This is a genomic window from Corynebacterium amycolatum (genome assembly GCF_016889425.1).
GTDB lineage: Bacteria > Actinomycetota > Actinomycetes > Mycobacteriales > Mycobacteriaceae > Corynebacterium > Corynebacterium amycolatum.
The window spans coordinates 1,632,435-1,650,251 of record NZ_CP069513.1 but is presented as its reverse complement, the minus strand read 5'-3'; the positions used below and the strand labels follow the sequence as shown (position 1 = coordinate 1,650,251).

General features: G+C 56.9%; 15 protein-coding genes, 1 tRNA gene and 1 pseudogene. 5 read left to right on the top strand and 12 right to left on the bottom strand.

Going from position 1 to position 17,817, the window contains the following annotated elements:
- Positions 1-51: 51 nt before the first annotated feature.
- The 4 genes from coaE to polA all read right to left on the bottom strand — a co-directional run bounded on the left by coaE (position 52) and on the right by polA (position 6,552).
- Positions 52-672: a dephospho-CoA kinase gene (coaE, locus tag I6J19_RS07290; protein ID WP_038625675.1), complete on the bottom strand. Its 621-nt coding sequence runs from the start codon at positions 670-672 to the stop codon at positions 52-54.
- 33 nt (positions 673-705) lie between these two features.
- Positions 706-1,797, bottom strand: a complete 1,092-nt coding sequence (locus I6J19_RS07285; protein WP_224786630.1) for a glutathione S-transferase family protein — start codon at positions 1,795-1,797, stop codon at positions 706-708.
- Between the two features lie 377 nt (positions 1,798-2,174).
- The gene (gene rpsA, locus I6J19_RS07280) at positions 2,175-3,638 is read right to left on the bottom strand and encodes a 30S ribosomal protein S1 (RefSeq protein WP_005510285.1); all 1,464 of its coding nucleotides are present in this window, start codon (positions 3,636-3,638) and stop codon (positions 2,175-2,177) included.
- Between the two features lie 283 nt (positions 3,639-3,921).
- Entirely contained in the window at positions 3,922-6,552 is a 2,631-nt protein-coding gene (gene polA, locus I6J19_RS07275; RefSeq protein ID WP_038625682.1) for a DNA polymerase I, read from the bottom strand.
- A gap of 459 nt (positions 6,553-7,011) precedes the next feature.
- Here polA and I6J19_RS07270 point away from each other — a divergent pair, with 459 nt between their 5' ends.
- The 3 genes from I6J19_RS07270 to I6J19_RS07260 all read left to right on the top strand — a co-directional run bounded on the left by I6J19_RS07270 (position 7,012) and on the right by I6J19_RS07260 (position 8,901).
- Complete coding sequence (locus I6J19_RS07270; RefSeq protein ID WP_038625684.1) at positions 7,012-7,602, top strand: TetR/AcrR family transcriptional regulator; 591 nt, start codon at positions 7,012-7,014, stop codon at positions 7,600-7,602.
- 197 nt (positions 7,603-7,799) lie between these two features.
- Positions 7,800-8,777 carry a DUF368 domain-containing protein gene (locus I6J19_RS07265; RefSeq protein ID WP_038625686.1) on the top strand — a complete coding sequence of 326 codons (978 nt, stop codon included), beginning with the start codon at positions 7,800-7,802 and terminating at the stop codon, positions 8,775-8,777.
- 50 nt (positions 8,778-8,827) lie between these two features.
- Positions 8,828-8,901 (top strand) — tRNA-Leu (locus I6J19_RS07260).
- A gap of 443 nt (positions 8,902-9,344) precedes the next feature.
- Here I6J19_RS07260 and I6J19_RS07255 read toward each other — a convergent pair.
- The 8 genes and pseudogenes from I6J19_RS07255 to I6J19_RS07220 all read right to left on the bottom strand — a co-directional run.
- A pseudogene (locus I6J19_RS07255) lies at positions 9,345-9,964 on the bottom strand (IS3 family transposase); the annotation flags it as partial.
- Positions 9,965-10,458: 494 nt separating this feature from the next.
- Entirely contained in the window at positions 10,459-10,758 is a 300-nt protein-coding gene (locus I6J19_RS07250) for a hypothetical protein (RefSeq protein ID WP_052155528.1), read from the bottom strand.
- A gap of 329 nt (positions 10,759-11,087) precedes the next feature.
- Positions 11,088-11,417, bottom strand: a complete 330-nt coding sequence (locus I6J19_RS07245) for a hypothetical protein (protein WP_038625690.1) — start codon at positions 11,415-11,417, stop codon at positions 11,088-11,090.
- Between the two features lies 1 nt (position 11,418).
- Positions 11,419-12,069, bottom strand: a complete 651-nt coding sequence (locus I6J19_RS07240; RefSeq protein WP_141737468.1) for a hypothetical protein — start codon at positions 12,067-12,069, stop codon at positions 11,419-11,421.
- Positions 12,070-12,181: 112 nt separating this feature from the next.
- Positions 12,182-12,367, bottom strand: coding sequence for a hypothetical protein (locus I6J19_RS07235; protein WP_141737469.1), 186 nt, complete (start codon positions 12,365-12,367; stop codon positions 12,182-12,184).
- 471 nt (positions 12,368-12,838) lie between these two features.
- Positions 12,839-13,429: an Ltp family lipoprotein gene (locus I6J19_RS07230; RefSeq protein WP_052155529.1), complete on the bottom strand. Its 591-nt coding sequence runs from the start codon at positions 13,427-13,429 to the stop codon at positions 12,839-12,841.
- A 15-nt stretch (positions 13,430-13,444) separates the two neighbouring features.
- Complete coding sequence (locus I6J19_RS07225) at positions 13,445-13,597, bottom strand: hypothetical protein (RefSeq protein ID WP_187402464.1); 153 nt, start codon at positions 13,595-13,597, stop codon at positions 13,445-13,447.
- A 202-nt stretch (positions 13,598-13,799) separates the two neighbouring features.
- Positions 13,800-15,071, bottom strand: a complete 1,272-nt coding sequence (locus tag I6J19_RS07220; protein WP_038625695.1) for an O-acetylhomoserine aminocarboxypropyltransferase/cysteine synthase family protein — start codon at positions 15,069-15,071, stop codon at positions 13,800-13,802.
- A 308-nt stretch (positions 15,072-15,379) separates the two neighbouring features.
- On the opposite strand from I6J19_RS07220, the gene I6J19_RS07215 reads away from it, so the two are divergent.
- The gene (locus tag I6J19_RS07215; protein WP_038625696.1) at positions 15,380-16,699 is read left to right on the top strand and encodes an NAD(P)-dependent malic enzyme; all 1,320 of its coding nucleotides are present in this window, start codon (positions 15,380-15,382) and stop codon (positions 16,697-16,699) included.
- A 219-nt stretch (positions 16,700-16,918) separates the two neighbouring features.
- Positions 16,919-17,812 carry an ABC transporter substrate-binding protein gene (locus I6J19_RS07210; RefSeq protein ID WP_038625697.1) on the top strand — a complete coding sequence of 298 codons (894 nt, stop codon included), beginning with the start codon at positions 16,919-16,921 and terminating at the stop codon, positions 17,810-17,812.
- The last annotated feature ends 5 nt before the right edge of the window (positions 17,813-17,817 follow it).

The window sequence follows — 17,817 nt, the reverse complement described above, 5'->3', positions numbered from 1 at the left end:
ATGGGCTTCCGCTGGTCAGTCTGCTTGCGGAACTGTTTACTGGTCGGACTGCTATTGCCCGGCCTGTAGCTGACGAATCTGGTTCAGCGGCTGAATAATCCGCTCCCAAATCCGGTCGACCTGGCGCACGAGATCCTCCTCGGTACCTGAGTTTTCCAGCACCACATCGGCGAACTGCAAACGCTTATCGTCGCTGATTTGCTTAGCGATGCGCTGCTTCGCATCCTCTCGGTCTACACCGCGGCTTTCCACCAGACGGTCGAGACGGACCTCCACCGGGGTATGCACAACCACGACGAGGTCCTGCACTTCCGACTGCCCCATTTCAATTAGCAGCGGCGAGTCGAACACGATGATGGCGTCACCTGCCGCGTTGAACTGCTCTTCGGTGCGCTGCTCAATACGCGGGTGAGTGATGGAGTTCAGCAGCTCCGTCTTCTCCGCGGATACGAAGGCCCGCTTCGCAAGCTCGCCGCGGTTGAGGGAGCCGTCGTCAAGCAAAATGCCCTCGCCGAAAGCTTCGGCGAGTTCGGCCAGCGCCGGTTCGCCGGGTTCGACGACGTCACGAGCAATCTGATCAGCGTCGATGATGGCGGCACCGAGCTCGGCAAACCTACGGGCGACCGTAGATTTTCCACTGCCCATGCCACCGGTTAGTCCTACTTTGAGCATGTCTCTAAGGGTACGTCGACACGCCCCGGCACGTTAGTGCTTTACGACGAGATCCTCGATGCGGTAGCCCTCTTCAACGGGATCCGGGTTGACTGAATCCGGAGCGGTACCGTTACCAAATGGGCTGCCACCAAGGTCTTCACGACCGTGCGGCTGGAGCAGGTCGAAGAGCTCCGGGCCCTTCGGGACAATACCTAAAGGATTGAGGTCGCGGTGGACCTCGTAGTAGTGGCGCTTGATATCGACAAAGTCAGTGGTGTCGCCGAAGCCCGGAGTCTGGAAGAGATCACGCAGGTAGTTGTATAGAACCGGCATCTCGGAGATCTTGTTCCGGTTGCACTTGAAGTGGCCGTGGTAGACCGCATCGAAGCGGATGAGGGTCGTGTAAAGGCGAATGTCGGCCTCAGTGATGTGGTCGCCCATGAGGTAGCGGCGGGTCTCTAAGCGCTCAGATACCTTGTCTAGGGCACTGAACAGTCGGTCGTAAGCTTTGTCGTAGGAGTCTTGCGAACCCGCGAAGCCGCAGCGGTAGACACCGTTATTGATTTCGGTGTAGATGAACTGCATGAGCTCATCCATTTCCTCGCGCATCTCCACCGGGTAGAGATCCGGGGCGCCGTGGCGATGAAACTCGGTCCACTCGGTAATGAAATCCAAGGTGATCCAGGGGAAGTCGTTGGTCACAACCTCGCCCGATTCAATCTCGACGATGGCCGGGACGGTAATGCCCCGCTGGTAGTCCGGGAAGCGCTTTAGGAATGCCTCCTGCAGGCGCTCGTAGCCGAGTATTTCGTCGCGGCCACCTGACCCCTTGTCGAATGTCCAGGAGCGGGCATCGTGAACCGGCCCTGGAATTCCGACCGAAATTGCATCTTCCAAGCCGAGCAGCCTGCGAACGATAAGCGTGCGGTGTGCCCACGGGCACGCACGAGCCGCAACAAGACGGTAGCGCCCGGCTTCAACGGGCCACGTCTTAATCCCCTCGCCTACCTCGCGACCGTTCTTAACAATGCGGTCATTGATATAGCGAGTATCGCGGTTAAAGTCTTTGCCCTCCTGGGAGTACACACCGCCGGTGGAATGGGAGGAGTCCTCTATCTGGTTAGCTTCATACTTTGTTGTCATATCATCAACCATATGGGTAGGCAGACAGGCTGTCAACGGCGGCCAGAACAGACAGAGCCACCAAAATCGACAGGGCAACCACGGCCATAAGGGCCACCAAGGCCATTAGGACGGCTTGAGCTTCGCCAGCAGCCGGTTACTGTGCAGCAAGCCACTTCTGGTGAAGCGCAAGCCCGCCTTAGGCAACAGCGGTGCCACCTTCATGGCCCAAAGTCCCAACACCAGGACCAAAAATGCAGCAAGCACCCAAGCCGCCACTAGAAAAAAGGCCGAGCGGGTGCCCGTCGTAAAGCAAAGAAGGCACGAAAAAGCCCCAGCGAGGAAAACCTCGCCGGGGCGATTTCTCAAAGGGACGTATAAGCCCTTAGCGGTCTAGCTTAGTTGCCAGCCAGCTTCTCACGCAGAGCAGCGAGCTGCTCGTCGGAAGCCAGGGTGCCGCCTGCGTTGTCTGCAGCCGGTGCGGCCGGAGCAGCCGGAGCTGCCTCGCCGGACTCGGAGGAGTAGTTCGAAGCAGTCTCTGCAGCCTCGGCAGCTGCAGCGCGGTGACGCTCGATCTGGGCAGCGTGCAGCTGGTGGTGACGCTCCGCCTCTGCGTAGCGAGCCTCCCACTCTGCGCGCTGGGTCTCGAAGCCCTCCATCCACTCGTTGGTCTCCGGGTCGAAGCCCTCCGGGAAGATGTAGTTGCCCTGCTCGTCGTAGGAGTCGCCCATGCCGTACTTGGTCGGGTCGAACTCTTCGGTGAAGTCCTCGTCAGCCTGCTTGAGGGACAGGGAGATACGACGACGCTCGAGGTCGATATCGATGACCTTGACCATGACCTGCTCGTCGACGGAGACGATCTGGTCCGGAACATCGATGTGGCGGGAAGCCAGCTCGGAGATGTGAACCAGACCCTCGATGCCTTCCTCGACGCGGACGAACGCACCGAACGGAACCAGCTTGGTGACCTTGCCCGGTACAATCTGGCCGATTGCGTGAGTGCGGGCAAAGACGCGCCACGGATCTTCCTGAGTAGCCTTCAGGGACAGGGAAACGCGCTCGCGGTTCAGGTCGACCTCGAGAACCTCGACGGTGACCTCGTCGCCAACCTGGACAACCTCGGACGGGTGGTCGATGTGCTTCCAAGACAGCTCGGAAACGTGAACCAGGCCGTCAACACCGCCGAGATCGACGAATGCGCCGAAGTTGACGATGGAGGAAACGACACCCTTGCGGACCTGGCCCTTCTGCAGCTGGTGCAGGAACTCGGAGCGGACCTCAGACTGGGTCTGCTCGAGCCATGCACGGCGGGACAGAACGACGTTGTTGCGGTTCTTGTCGAGCTCGATGATCTTGGCCTCAATCTCCTGGCCGATGTACGGCTGGAGGTCGCGGACACGACGCATCTCGACGAGGGAAGCCGGCAAGAAGCCGCGCAGGCCGATGTCGAGGATCAGGCCGCCCTTGACGACCTCAATGACGGTACCGGTAACCGGCTCGTCGTTCTCCTTGAGCTGCTCGATGGTGCCCCAAGCACGCTCGTACTGAGCGCGCTTCTTGGACAGGATGAGGCGGCCTTCCTTGTCTTCCTTGGTCAGGACCAGCGCGTCGATCTCATCGCCAACTTCGACCACTTCGTCAGGGTCGACATCGTGCTTGATGGACAGTTCGCGGGAAGGAATGACACCTTCAGTCTTGTAGCCGATGTCGAGAAGAACCTCGTCGCGGTCAACCTTAACGACGGTGCCCTCAACGATGTCACCATCGTTGAAGTACTTCATCGTCGAGTCGACAGCGGCCAGGAAATCCTCAGCGGTGCCAATGTCGTTGATGGCAACCTGAGGGACGTTAGAAGTGGACATATAAGATGTGCTCCGAAGCGGATAGAAATCGAAAAACGGACAATTTCGGCCTTGCCCCTCAAAGAAACTCCTGGACAACCGGGCCAAATCCGCTTTCGGCGAATCTCGCCATTGGCAATTAGTTAACCCGATGTCCCCCGGAACTCGAGGCTGCAAAGTCGGCATGCTAATGCATACCTAGCGAACAATACCGATTTGAGCTGCGACATTCAAGTCCGCAACACGCCCTCGGTGAGTCCGCAAAAGGTCCGCCGGCCGCGACCTCCGCCCCGCCTTCGCACCACTAATGCGCAGCAGCATCCCAGTTCACACCAGCACCGATGGAAACATCCAGCGGTACCAGCAATTCAGCCGCCGAGTCCATCTCCCGATGCAACAGCTCCTTGATTGCCGCCTCTTCCCCATCTGCAACTTCCACAACCAGTTCGTCATGAACCTGCAGGAGGACACGCGAGCGCAACCCGCCGCGTCGTAAAGCATCGTCGACCCGGAGCATCGCAATCTTAATAATGTCTGCAGCGGACCCCTGAATCGGCGAGTTCAATGCCGCGCGTTCCGCGTTATCGCGAGCGATGCGGTTGTCGGCGTTGAGCTCCGGCAGGTAGCGGCGCCGATCGAACATCGTGGCCGTAAAGCCGTCCTTGCGCGCCTGCTCAACAACCTTGTGCAGGTAATCGCGCACGCCGCCGAAGCGCTCGAAGTAGTCCTCCATGAGCTTCTTCGCCTCGCGCTGCGGGATATCCAGCTGCTGAGCCAGACCAAAAGCGCTCAGACCGTAAGCCAGACCGTAGCTCATCGCCTTCACACGACGACGCAGCTCGGGCGTGACCTCATCAATGCCGACACCGAAGACCTTCGAGCCGACGTAGTTATGCAGATCCTCGCCCTGTCGGTAGGCCTCAATCAGCCCCGGATCCTGCGACAGGTGCGCCATCACACGCATCTCAATCTGCGAGTAGTCCGCGGTAATCAGCTGCGCATAGCCATCGCCCACCACGAACGCCTCACGAATCCGTCGCCCGAACTCCGTGCGCACCGGAATATTCTGCAGATTCGGCTCCGTCGACGACAGGCGCCCCGTCGCCGCGACCGTTTGATTAAAGGTCGTATGAATACGGCCATCATCAGCGACGGCCTTAATCAATCCTTCCACGGTCGACTTCATCTTCTGCGACTCGCGGAACTTCAGCAGGTAATCCAGGAACGGATGCGGGTTGACCTTCGCCAGCCCCTCAATTTCCTTCGCCGCCGTGGAATAGCCAGTCTTCGTCTTCTTCGTCTTGGGCATTCCCAGCTGGTCAAACAGGACTTCTTGCAACTGCTTCGGCGATCCGAGATTCAGCTCAGGCTTATCGACGAGGTTGCGAGCCTCACTCTCCGCCTCATCGGTAGCCGCCTGCGCCTGCTTGTGAAGCTCCTCGAGCGCATCGACATCCACAGCGATACCGACGCGTTCCATCCGGCCAAGCACTGGAGCAAGCGGAACTTCCAGGTCGGCGTACACACTGTAGAGCCCGGCCTCGTCGAGTTCGACCGCCAGTCGTTCAGCCAGGTCGATAACGGCGGCGACATGGGAAGCGTCTTCGGCCGGGCCATCGAGCAGGGTCATCTGACCGTCGGCCTGCGAAAGAGTCTGCCCCAGGTGCCGCTGGACGACGTTGTCCAAGCTGTAACTGCGCTGACTTGGGCGCAGCAGGTACGCGGCCAAGAAAGTGTCGTGGATAACCCCCGCCAGCTCGAAGCCATAGTTCCAGAGCGCATGCATGGCCGATTTACAGTCATGCACCAGCTTCGGGTGGTCGCCTGCGAGCCACTCGCGCAGTGTGTCGGCATCTTCTGCGGATAGCTCGCCGAGGTCGAGAGAAACGGCCTGACTGGAGGTCTTGCCCTTCTCATCAGCGGAGCCAATCATCAAAGTATGCTCCCCGACCTGCAACGCGGCCGGCTCGTGCAGTTCATCGAGCCAGACAGCCAGGGCGCCGTCGTCAAGCGAGACAGCCTCGAGCTTTGTCGCGCTGTCACTGGTGGAGGCGGTGACGCCCGCGCCTTCGATAGAAAGGGTGCGGAAGACGCGCTCGCGGAGGTTATCGCCGAATTCGAGGCGGTCGAAGAAGTCGATGATTCCCTGGGCATCAGCGGGCCGGAGCTCGAGCTCGTTCGGACCGTACGGCAAGGGCAGGTCCTTGACCATTTCGGTGATGTCACGGTTCAGCTGGACATTTGCGACGCGCTCGCGGAAGTTGTCGCCGACTTTGCCGCGGATTTCGTCGGCGTGATCGATGAGGTTTTCCAGTGTGCCGTACTGAACGATCCACTTCGTCGCGGTTTTCTCGCCGACCCCTGGAATGCCCGGGAGATTGTCGGAAGGGTCGCCACGGAGGGCCGCGAAGTCCGGGTACTGAGTCGGCGTTAGACCGTACTTTTTCTCAATAGCCGCAGGCGTGAAGCGATGCAGCGTGGTGACGCCGCGCATTGGATAGAGCACCGTGGTGGTGTCATTGACCAACTGGAATGAGTCGCGGTCGCCGGTGACGATGAGCGTTTCGAAGCCCTCAGGCTTGGCCTGGGTAGCCAACGTCGCGATAATGTCGTCGGCCTCGTAGTTGTCCTTTTCCAGCGTGACGATGCCCATCTCTTTCAGCACCTGTTGAATAAGCGGCACCTGACCACGGAATTCCTCAGGAGTCTTCTCACGCTGGGCCTTATACTCCGGGAAAATCTCGTTGCGGAAGGTCTCGCGGGCGACATCGAAGGCGACCGCCACGTGCGTGGGTTTTTCCTCGCTGAGGATATTGGACAGCATAGAAAGGAAGCCGTACACCGCGTTCGTTGTCTGACCGCCGGTGGTTGAGAAATTATCCACCGGAAGGGCAAAGAACGCGCGGAAGGCCATGGAATGACCGTCGATAAGCATGAGGGTCTTCTTCATGACATCCCAGTGTAGGAAAATATCGAACAGCGTAGGAAAACTGAGATTCGCGCTGGGGACTCGCGGGCTGCGCAGGATGAGCTGTTAGCCGACCAGCTTCGGTGAATAATAATTACGGTAATCAGGCTGTATTTTGAAACGGGCTCAGCAGCCCATTAGTCCACCTGAACAGTGATTCGCAAGAGGGAGCCTCCCTAGCGTCGCTTGGTACTTGGTTTCAGTTTCCGAAATACTGTAATCCAACTTTAATATTCGCCTTATTTTCCTGGAGTTTTTCCATATTTTCCAACGATTGTTCAACAACATGCATAGAACCTGCCCCCAATGAGGCGTCTAGAAATTACCCCCTCTTTGAGGTGGCCGCGAAAACATATCGCCACGTCCTGCGCGTGCACCTGAAAGCAATTGGCGTAGTTACGCTTTCATGGCTTTAGACTCGTCAGCATGAGTGAGTTCGATTCGACCAATTTCCAACGGAGTGCCCAGTCCACCCGCGAGCGCATTATCGCGGCTGCAGCTCGGCACTTCGCGCGCAAGCCTTTGCGAAGCGTGCCACTGAAGGAGATTGCCAGCGATGCGGGCGTTAGCGCGCCGCTCATCATCAAGTACTTCGGCTCCAAAGAAGGCCTCATGGCCGAACTGATTGACTTCAGCCAGTTCAAAGGCACGCTCAGCCGAGCTCCTTTCAATGAACTTGGCCAGCGGATGGCCAGCGCTATTTTGACTGGTCAAGGAATGGCCGGACAGTCCATGATTCCGCTGATCGTCGGATCCCTTGACTCCGAGGAAACTGCAAAAGTCATCGCCGAACGGTTCAATGAAGCTATCGCCGACGACCTGATTCACCGCGTCGAAGAAGACGGCCCAGAGAACATCAGCCACGAAACTGCTGTGTACCGCAGCCAGATGGTTATTTCCCTCTGCGTCGGATACCTAGTTCTTTCCGATACCGGTTTGATCGACGAGACCAACGCGCCGAAGATCTCAGTGGAGGCCCTGGGGAGCTGCCTGCAGCAGATTATCGAGCACGGCTAAGGTCCGAGCACAGCTCAACAGCTCAGGAAGCAGCTCCACCATCCACCACCCACCGCCTACTCCTGCGTAACTCACTGAATCAGCAGCGCCGCCCCAGGCGCTGCTTTTTGTTTTGTGTTCTTAATCGCACTCCGAAGCTGCTAATACACACACGGAAATACGGTTCTTCTCAGGTGGAAGACATACAATGGCCTGCGATGTCTACTGAAAATATGAGCGCTCCTGGTGCAGAGTCGACTACGCTGCCGACCACGAGCCCCTACTCTGAAATCCCGAAGCCGACCCCGCTGGGTGTCATCGCCAACGCAGTTCGTGGTGGCCTCATTGGTCTCGCCGAGACGATTCCGGGTGTCTCCGGAGGTACGCTTGCGCTGATTACGGGCATCTACGGACGCCTGATTGAATCGGCAAAGCGCATCACCGACCTGCCGCGAGCGATCTCCAAGGGCACCTTCAAGGAGGACCTGCGCAGGGTTGACTGGTGGCTGCTCATCCCGGTGGCTATCGGCATGGTTGCCGTGGTCTTCTCCATGGCAGGAGTCATGGAGAACTTCGTCACCAATCAGCCGGTCGCTTCCCGAGCACTGTTCATGGGCATGATCGCCGCCTCAATCACCATGCCGCTGAACGAGCTGCAGCCGGGTGCCCTGCGTCAGCCGGGCATGCGCGGCAAGGCCATCGCAGTCTTCCTGTTTTTCAGCGTCGCCCTGTTCGCGCTGACTTCGCTACCCCAAGCTGCGCCGACACAGCCACCTCTATGGCTCGTGCTCATCGCCGCTTCGATTGCCGTGTGTGCACTAGTGCTGCCGGGCGTTTCTGGCTCTTTCTTCCTGTTGGTCATCGGACTCTACGCGCCGACCATGGGCGCAATTCATGACCGTGACATCGCCTACATCGGCACTTTCTTCGTCGGCGCGCTGATCGGCATCGTCCTGTTCATCCGCCTCCTCGAATGGCTGTTGAGTACACACCAGGCGCTCACGCTGGTCGCCATGTCCGGACTCATGCTCGGTTCCCTGCGCGCGCTCTGGCCGTGGCAGACCGAGAACAACGAGCTCCAGGGCATCGGCTCCGACTGGGGACTCGCCCTCGGACTGTTCATTCTCGGCGCCGCAATCGTCAGTGTCGTCGCTTATGCGCAGCGCCGTTTTTCTAATTCGGGGTCGATGGACTAAACTAGTCAAGGTCGCTTCGACAGAGCATTTTCGCTTATCGACGGCTTTGCGCCCCTGTAGCCCAATTGGCAGAGGCAACGGATTCAAAACCCGTCCAGTGTGAGTTCGAGTCTCACCGGGGGCACGATTTTAAAACCCGCTTTCATCTGGCGTTTAGCCTGGTGGGGGCGGGTTTTTGCTTGGGTTTGTATTCACTATCTTTCACTCCTTTTCACGCACTTTCACGCACTTTCACGGGTATTTTGAGCCAAAAGTGAGCCACAAACGCACCACGCAATTGCGCCGTAAAGCAGTACGATTTCCGAACTCAAGAGTTCGGCTGTGAAATCGTACTTTTCGAAAACAGTATCGTTGCCTAGCCCCGCCTTGTAGGCATGAAAAACGCCCCGCCAGCCAAGCCGTTCGGGAAAACCGAACAACTCAAACTAGCGGGGCAAAGATTCTTGACTCATTCCTCGCTCGGTGGGTTCCGGGCCGTCGGTAGCGCCTGCGAATCCCCAACAATCCCGGTCAGTCTCGCCAAGTCCGGCTGCGGTGCGAAGCGTCCTGGGTTTAGTTCCGCTTCTTTTACTGCCCTGTACTGACCGGCTGGGTGAGATAGTACTCAGTTTCTATCTCTTGTGGGGCAGCGTAGTCCAATGCTTCGTGAAGGCGCTTGGTATTCCACCAATGCACCCACCGCAAGATGACCAGTTCGACTTCTCCGACCGCCGTCCATCGGCCTTGGGCATGAATGAGTTCCACTTTGTAGAAACCATTGACTGTTTCGGCCAGAGCATTGTCATAAGAAGCGCCGACTGTTCCCCCACTCGGGCGGATTCCAGGCTCAGATAAAGCCGTGGAATATTTCAATGACACGTACTGACTGCTCCGATCACTATGGTGAATCAACTGGTTGCCATTAATCCGCCCCAGCAGTCGTTAACGCATGCTCCAAGGCCTCCATCGGTACGAATCGTCGAGCGAGTAGCAACACCAACAATTTTCCGGCTGAAGACATCAACGACAAACGCGGTGTAGACGAATCCGGACAGGGCGCGAACGTAAGTAATATCGGCAGCCCAAAGCCTGCCCGGTCCGTGTGCACGAAAGTTTCGCTGCACCAGGTCCGGGCGATGATCCGGTGCCTTCGGGCTGATCGTGGTGACCGGGGTTCGTCCACGTCTGCGGCCTTTTCCGCCTCCAATGCCGCCATGCGCTCTTGCACCTTGAGCAGCTCGCCCCAACTGACCTGTTCGGCTTCCCTGGCCTTCTTTACCTGTGGATGAAGCTCCTTGTTTTCCGTGCGATACTTCGCTGCCTCACGACGAACCTTTTCCAACGCGGACTTGTAATCCTCGATGGTCATTACCTGCTTCTCTTCCGCGCCGTGATTCTCGCGAGCAGGTTCAGCCTGCACCGGAGCATCTGACGTGGAATCGGAGGCCGGTACATCAGCGGCCGCTTCATTCGTAGACATAGATCTTTTTGCCCCTCCTGGGAGAAAAACACTTCGGGTACGCAAAACCCCACAGAGCCCGCCAGGGGGAAATGGGGTCAATGCCCGAGGAATCGAACCCCGACGCCGTGACGCCCCATGCCGGTTTTCGAAACCGGTTGCCCACCACGGGCGGGGCCTTCCATGACGGAGCCCGGCGCGCCCCGTAGTGGGGCGGCCGGGCTGATTAGGGCGTGATTCTGATTAGCCCCAGTTCGGACCGAGGTCGATTACCGGATCCATCGCAGCGAACTCGACAACGAGATCGTGAGTAATGCCCTCTTCCTCTTCCCCCGGGATTGCATCGAAAATGATTGGCTCATCGGCCCAGGTCATAAGGAACTCACGCTTGAGAGATTCAGGCACATAAGCTCGGGCTTCGACGAGATCATTGAGGAAGATTTCGAGGGTCAAGTCACCACCTGCTCCATGCAGCCGGTCGAACTGCACCCGCGGGCTAGACTCCTTCTCGATCCTCTGGCACAACGAAACGATACCCATCATTGAAAGTCACCTCCCGTATGTTTCCATCTTCGTCAATTCCGCGTACGCGTTCTCCTCGTGCGGAAAAAGACACTCGTAATTTTCAGGTCATATCCACTCGTCGACTTGGCCGGAGCCAGCTGGACAACTAAATCGAGTTCGTTGCCCTGCTCGAAAAGCTCAACCAACTGCTCACGCTGCTGCTTACTTAGCGAACTTCGTGCTCTCAATGAAAGCTACTCCCCACGAGTCGGTAACTGATTTCTCAGTCCAACTAATGGGGAGCAATTCACCAATGTGACGGGATTGATGATTGGAGTTAGTGATTACTACGGTGAAGACTGCCCAGACTAGGTAAAGGTCTTAGCTGTTTCTACCAAATGCCACTTCCCTGTGTCATCACTAAGGTGCAACTCCGGTTTAATCCACTCCTTTTCGTTCAGTTTATAAAGCTCCTCATCTAAGAAGAGACCAAAATCTACACCATCAAAGCTGCTTGTAATATAGTCCATTTTCTGCCAACCGGGTTCATTGATTCGCACAGGAATCTGCCACTGCAAATCCCGGCCCCGGTATCGAATCAAAACAGCATCGCCGTCAGATCCGATAAAAGCAGCATGGTCAGCATCGACATGGGTGTCTGCCTCAAGAGCACCGATAAATTTTTGTGCAAACCCCATACTATTTACACCTCGACGTATTGGTGGGGTAGGCAGTAATAACGTGGTGGCTATGTTCAGCGACAAAGATTGATGGTTCAAGTGTCTTTACAATTATCCCTCGGACTTTATCAACTAAGTAAATCTGAGCGGACGCGCAAAACTTACCATCACGATTCTGACTTGAAGGTTCAACTCTCTTTGACCACGTAGTGTTCTCCAGTGCAGCATCAATCGCAATCCGGATTAGTGAATCCCCGTCCTTTCCTTCAATGTCTGCGAGCGTTGACCATTCAGGATGATTCTGTCGGATGTGCTTTAATCCGTGATGAGCATCTCCACAGCGCAATGTAATTTCATTTGCGTGCATGAAGTCTTGCGGCGTTCCTAAATCAACATACTTCCAGCTTGCTACCGTTTTTAATGTGTCAGTTGCTGGACCGCACGCTGCAAATGGCGGAAGCCCCGAATCGGGGTTCCACGACATGGGTACAGAGTTCAACGGATTCTCGTTGGGAATATCTGGCTTAATTCGCCATTCGAGAACTCCTTGCTTAGCGAGTTCTTCAATACTTTCAGCATGTGCAGGTGAGGGTAACTGCACCAGACATAGAGATGCTATCCCAATCCCGGCCAACAACCTGTTGAAAAGACTTCGAATCTTCTTTTGCATAAAGAACCCCTTCGGACGACCTATAGACAATCCAGGTACACAAATAAGTTAACGCATTAAAACACTATGTCTCCAGCCATTCGACTGCCGGGGTAGCCGGATGGCTGCCCTATTATTTGCAGCCTGCCCAGTCTTCAGCAGGTCCAGCCGAATCTGATATGGTCGGCACGTTGATATCATTTGTGCACGTAACCTTCACCACGCGGAACGTGGTCATCACCGCCTGCTTAAATTCTTCAGGATGTGCTGATGGTACGGACAAGACGATTTCGTTCTCCACAAAGATCGGTGCCGACACGCTGACAATTATCGTGATACCCATTTGCCGATGGTATTGATTCTTTGGATCAATATGCAGGAACTAACCTACAAAGCAATCTCTACAGCATTGTATGCAAACCGAATTATCACTTTTAATTCGCGATGTGACTTTTCGATAATCCTTTCGTCTATTGCCACAAAGTACGTAGGACTCCCCTAAGGCTCGCCTTCAGCAGCACCAATCATCCACGAACCATTAGAGAAATATGCATAATCAGCCATCTAATCCACATTTTTCTCGGCACAATCTGCACCGCGCCGAAGTTTTGCTGCCGACAGTCGCTCAACTGCCAGGTCACGCATTAAAACAGTCAAGACGGTTTCCGCTTCACCAGCAACCGTTCAGTGTGCAGCAAATGCATTCTGGTGAAGCGGAAACCGTCCTTTTGCAGCATGCATCCAAACGGGGCTCTGGCCAATTGGCGTCATCAACAAACGAAACCCGCTGCTACAGGTTATCCGCCGCGTACTGAGCTTCCTCCGGGGTAAACTGCTCGCCATATTCCGACGTCAGCTGCTCGTAAATCGCATCCGGGGACATTGCCATCGAATCCTGGTAAGAGCGCGCCTTTTCCAGTGCATTCTTATTCCAGTCCACTTCAAGGTTGTCCATTGCATACTGGGCAGCCTCCGGCGAGAACTTCTCGCCATACTCCGAGGTCAGCTGGTCATAGATGCCGGCCTTGGACATGTGCATCAAATCCGAGTAACTCTTGGCCTTGCGGAGAGCATTCTTGTACTCGGTCGGAGCCTTCTCTTCCTGCTTTTCCTGTTTTTCCTGCTCCTCCGCCTGGCCCTGCTGCTCCTCTAGAGCAGCCCCAGGGTTCTCAGCGAAATCGGCATTCTCAACAGAGCCAGAATCAGCCGCAACTGCAGTGTCCGAATCAAAGAGAGACGCAGCTTCAGAATCGGAGCCCGAATCAGCATCGCCGCCACCGGTCAAGCTGGCCGCCACGGCTAGGACCACAACAGCACCCGCGGCGATACCACCCCACTTGAAGCAGCCACCCTTCTTCTTTTCTTTCGGAGCCTGAGCCATCTGCCCAGCTGCCGACTACCCCTGCGGGTAGGACTGTTGGCCGAGCGGATCCTGCGGGTTGTGCTGGTAGGACTGCTGCCCCAGCGAATCCTGGGAGCCATACGACCCCTCGGGGCCATACGGCCCCTGTGGGCACTGCGGGTTCTGAGGGAAAGTGGAATCGGACATCGTAAGAAGCCTCCTGTGTAGAAGTTGCAATAAACGAACAGCTCTCTGTCGTCAGTTGGAACTATCTCAGGAACCCTGGATTCAATCTTCCGCACTACACAAAAATTTTCGATTCACGAACCATAAGACGCCGATTAAGGTAAGAAAAAACCAGGCTTTGCCCACAAAAACAGGGCATGGACCTGGCTAAACTCTCGACAAACTAGCTTTCAACCTTGGCCAGCGCTTGCTCAATATCGGCAATAATATCGTCAACGTTTTCCAAACCAATGGACAGTCGAACAAGACCAGGGGTAATTCCCACCGCCGGCAGCTGCTCATCCGGAACCTGGCGGTGCGTGGTGGAAGCCGGGTGCAGCACGCAGGAACGGGAGTCGGCCACGTGCACCTGACGGGTCACCAGCTGCAGCGCATCCATGAAGGTCGTGCCAGCTTCACGGCCGCCCTTGAGGTCAATCGTGACCACACCGGAAGCTCCGTCGAGGTACTTCTGAGCAAGCTCGTAGTATGGGGAAGATTTCAGGCCGGGGTAACGAACGTCGTTAAGCAAATCCGTGCGTGATTCGAGATATTCGGCGACCTTCAGCGCATTCTCACAGTGACGACGCATGCGGACATCGAGACTCTCGAGCGACTGGTTCAGCATGAAGGCGGAGTGAGCAGATGGGTACGCGCCAAAGTCGCGCTGTAGCTGCATGCGCGCCTTAATGACAAACGGCGCGACGGCGTAGTCCTTGGTGTAGACGACGCCGTGGTAGGACTCATCGGGCTCAGTAAAGCCGGGGAACTTGCCGTTGGTGAAGTCAAACTTGCCAGAGTCGACTATGACGCCGCCGACCTGGATTGCGTGGCCGTCCATGTACTTAGAAGTGGAGTGGACGACGATGTCTGCGCCGTGTTCGATGGGCTTACACAGGATCGGGGTGGCGAAGGTACTGTCGACAATCAGCGGTACCCCCTGGCCGTGGGCGATGCGGGCGAACTTCTCGACATCGAGCACACTCATCGCCGGGTTGGCAATGATTTCACCAAATAGCGCCTTGGTGTTCGGCTTGAATGCCGCGGCGATTTCCTCTTCGGAGGCATTCTGATCGACGAAGATTGCCTCGATACCGAAGCGTTTCAGCGTGGTAGCGAAGAGGTTGGAGGTACCGCCGTAAATCTCAGATGAGGTGACAAACGAGTCGCCCGCGGAGCAAAGGTTCATGATTGCGAGTGCAGTTGCCGCCTGGCCGGAGGTAGTAGCCATTGCTGCGGCGCCACCCTCAAGGTCGGCGATTTTCTCTTCGACGGCCATAACCGTTGGATTGGCGAAGCGGGAGTAAATCAGTGCGTGAGTTGGCTCGTCGAAGACCGCAGCGATGTCGTCGGAAGAGTCGAACGTGTAGGTCGTTGACTGAATGATCGGCACCTGACGTGGGTCTTTATTACCTGGGACGTAGCCGGCGTGGATGAGCTTGGTCTGATCTTGCATGGGACGAAATGGGCCTTTCAATCGATTGAATTCTGATTATAGGGCGCGAGGTGACGCAAACTGAGCTTCAGCAGCAAGGTTCCGCCCCCGCTCCCCCAACCGCAAAGATTTTATTTTCCACCCCACCGTCCATATAATGAGATACCAATCCCGTATAGCAAGACTGGTTCAGTTTTACACACACCACTACGTATCACTCGCCAGCTTTTGCTCCCGGCTTTGCGTGCTGCCCACCAGCAGCTCTCGCCGCGGTCGAGTTTTCTCAAAGTACAAAGTACTCAGTACTCAACACGTTTTGGACTGTCATCATGCCTGCTGCGAATTCTTCCTCTAGCTCCTCCGACCACACTGCGAACGCGAACTCCCCTAAGACGCCGCTTCACGCCGTGCCAGAAGACACCGCCCCCACAGATCCGTCGACCATCACCGATGCGGAAATCTTCGAGGCGCACCGTGGCGGTAAGCTCCGCTCGCACTCGACCATGAAGCTCGAGACGATTCGCGACCTCTCCATCGGCTATACCCCAGGTGTCGCCCGTGTCTGTGAGGCCATCCACGAAGATCCGGCCCTGGCCCGCACCTACACCTGGACCGGCCAGAACGTCGCGGTGATCTCCGACGGCACCGCAGTCCTTGGCCTCGGCGACATCGGACCCAAGGCTGCACTGCCAGTTATGGAAGGAAAGGCCCAGCTCTTCGAGCAGTTCGCCGGTATCTCTGCGGTGCCAATCGTCCTGGATACCCTCGACACGGAGGAAATCATCCAGACGGTCAAGGCGCTGGCACCGTCGTTTGGCGGGGTGAACCTCGAAGACATCTCCGCGCCTCGCTGCTTCGAGATTGAGCAGCGTCTCGACCAAGAGCTCGACATCCCAATCTTCCACGACGACCAGCACGGTACCGCCATTGTCATCGCCGCCGGCCTAATCAACGCCTGCAAGCTGACCGGCCGCAGCTTCCAGGATCTCCGCGTGGTCATCTCCGGCGCTGGTGCCGCTGGTGTCGCTGCGACGAAGATGCTGCTGTCCGCTGGCGTGTCCGACATCGTTGTCGTCGATTCGCGCGGCATCATCCATCCGGACCGCGAGCCACTGAGTGACATCAAGCAGTGGGTCGCCGGCATGACTAACCCGCGCGGTATCACCGGTTCGATCAACGATGCGCTTGTCGACGCTAACGTGTTCATCGGCGTCTCTGCCGGCCGTATCGGCGAGGATGCGATTAGCCAGATGGCCGCTGACCCGATTCTGTTCTCGCTGGCCAACCCGATTCCGGAAATCCCGATGGAAATCGCTCGCAAGTACGGCGCAGTGGTGGCCACCGGCCGCTCGGATCACCCGAACCAGATTAATAATGTGCTGGCCTTCCCGGGTCTGTTCCGTGGCGCACTGGAGGCAGGTGCCAAGCGCATCACCGAAGCTATGAAATTGGCTGCTACCCAAGCGATTGCAGGTGTTGGCGTCGAAGACCTAAGTGCCGACCGCATTATTCCGTCGGCCCTGGATCCGCGCGTGATGCCAGCCGTGGCGAAGGCGGTCCGCGATGCCGCACTGAGTGACCCGGCATCCGGCGCGGTCGAGCCGCTCGATGTCACCGGCTCAGGGCTAGCTTCTGCTGACGCAAACTAGAAATCCGGCGATGCTCAGCGTCCCCTTGTAAATCGGGCCTGGATAAGGTTTTGTTCCTTGTCCAGGCCCGAGTCTTGTTCAGTGTTTCGCAGCCAGTACCTGCAGTTCCCCACTCCCAGAAGCCTGAAAAGTGTGCGGTTTTCCTACACCAGCCTGAAGCGCAGCTGAATAGGGGTACCGAATTTAAGGTATTACTGCGCCTAGGTAACATATTCAGATATGAAAAGACCCATCGCATTGGCGGCTGCCACGCTGACTGCGACCTTGTTCTTAGGGCTTACAGGCTGCGTCACCAATGACGAAAGCGGTAACCCCGAGGGCTGGTCAGAAATCAAACCGGCAGCGGTCCCCGAACTGGCGAAACAGGTCCCAGCAGATCTTCGTAAGCGCGAAGTATTGCGCATCGGCACCAACCCAACATTCGCCCCGGCAGAGTTTAAGGATTCCGCCGGTTCCATCATCGGCTTCGACATCGATCTCATCCGAGCCATGGCCAGTGTCTTGGACCTGAAGATTGAAATCCAAGAACAGGATTTCGCACTGATTCTGCCGGCCCTGTCGGCCGGCGCAGTCGATGTTGGCGCATCCGGATTCACCTCAAACGAGGAGCGCCGCAAGACTTACGACTTCGTCGACTATCTGGATACCGGCCTGCAGTGGGCACGTCGCCCGGGCAGCGACGCCAGCTCCGACAACTACTGTGGCAAAACTGTCGCCGTTCAGCGCAATACCGTCGCTGACATGGAGGACCTGCCGGTAAAGAATCAGGATTGTCTGGATCGTGGGTTGCCACCAATTAACAAGTTGGCCTACCAGGATGCTGGTACCGCCGCTACCACCGTGGTGCTGGGGCGTGCTGATGCATTGGCCGCTGACTCACCAGTCAGTGCCTACGCGGTCAATCGCTCCGAGGGCAAACTCGAACTTGCCGGAGATATCTACGATGGTGCCCCGTTCGGCTTCGCTATTCCGAAGGATTCAGAACTCGGCCCAGTGCTGCAGCAGGCACTGCAGTACCTCATCGACAACGGCCAGTACAAGCAAATCCTGACCACATGGGGTTTGGAAGACGGTGCTTTGGAACGCGCCACTATTAACGGAGAGGAACTTTAAGTGAG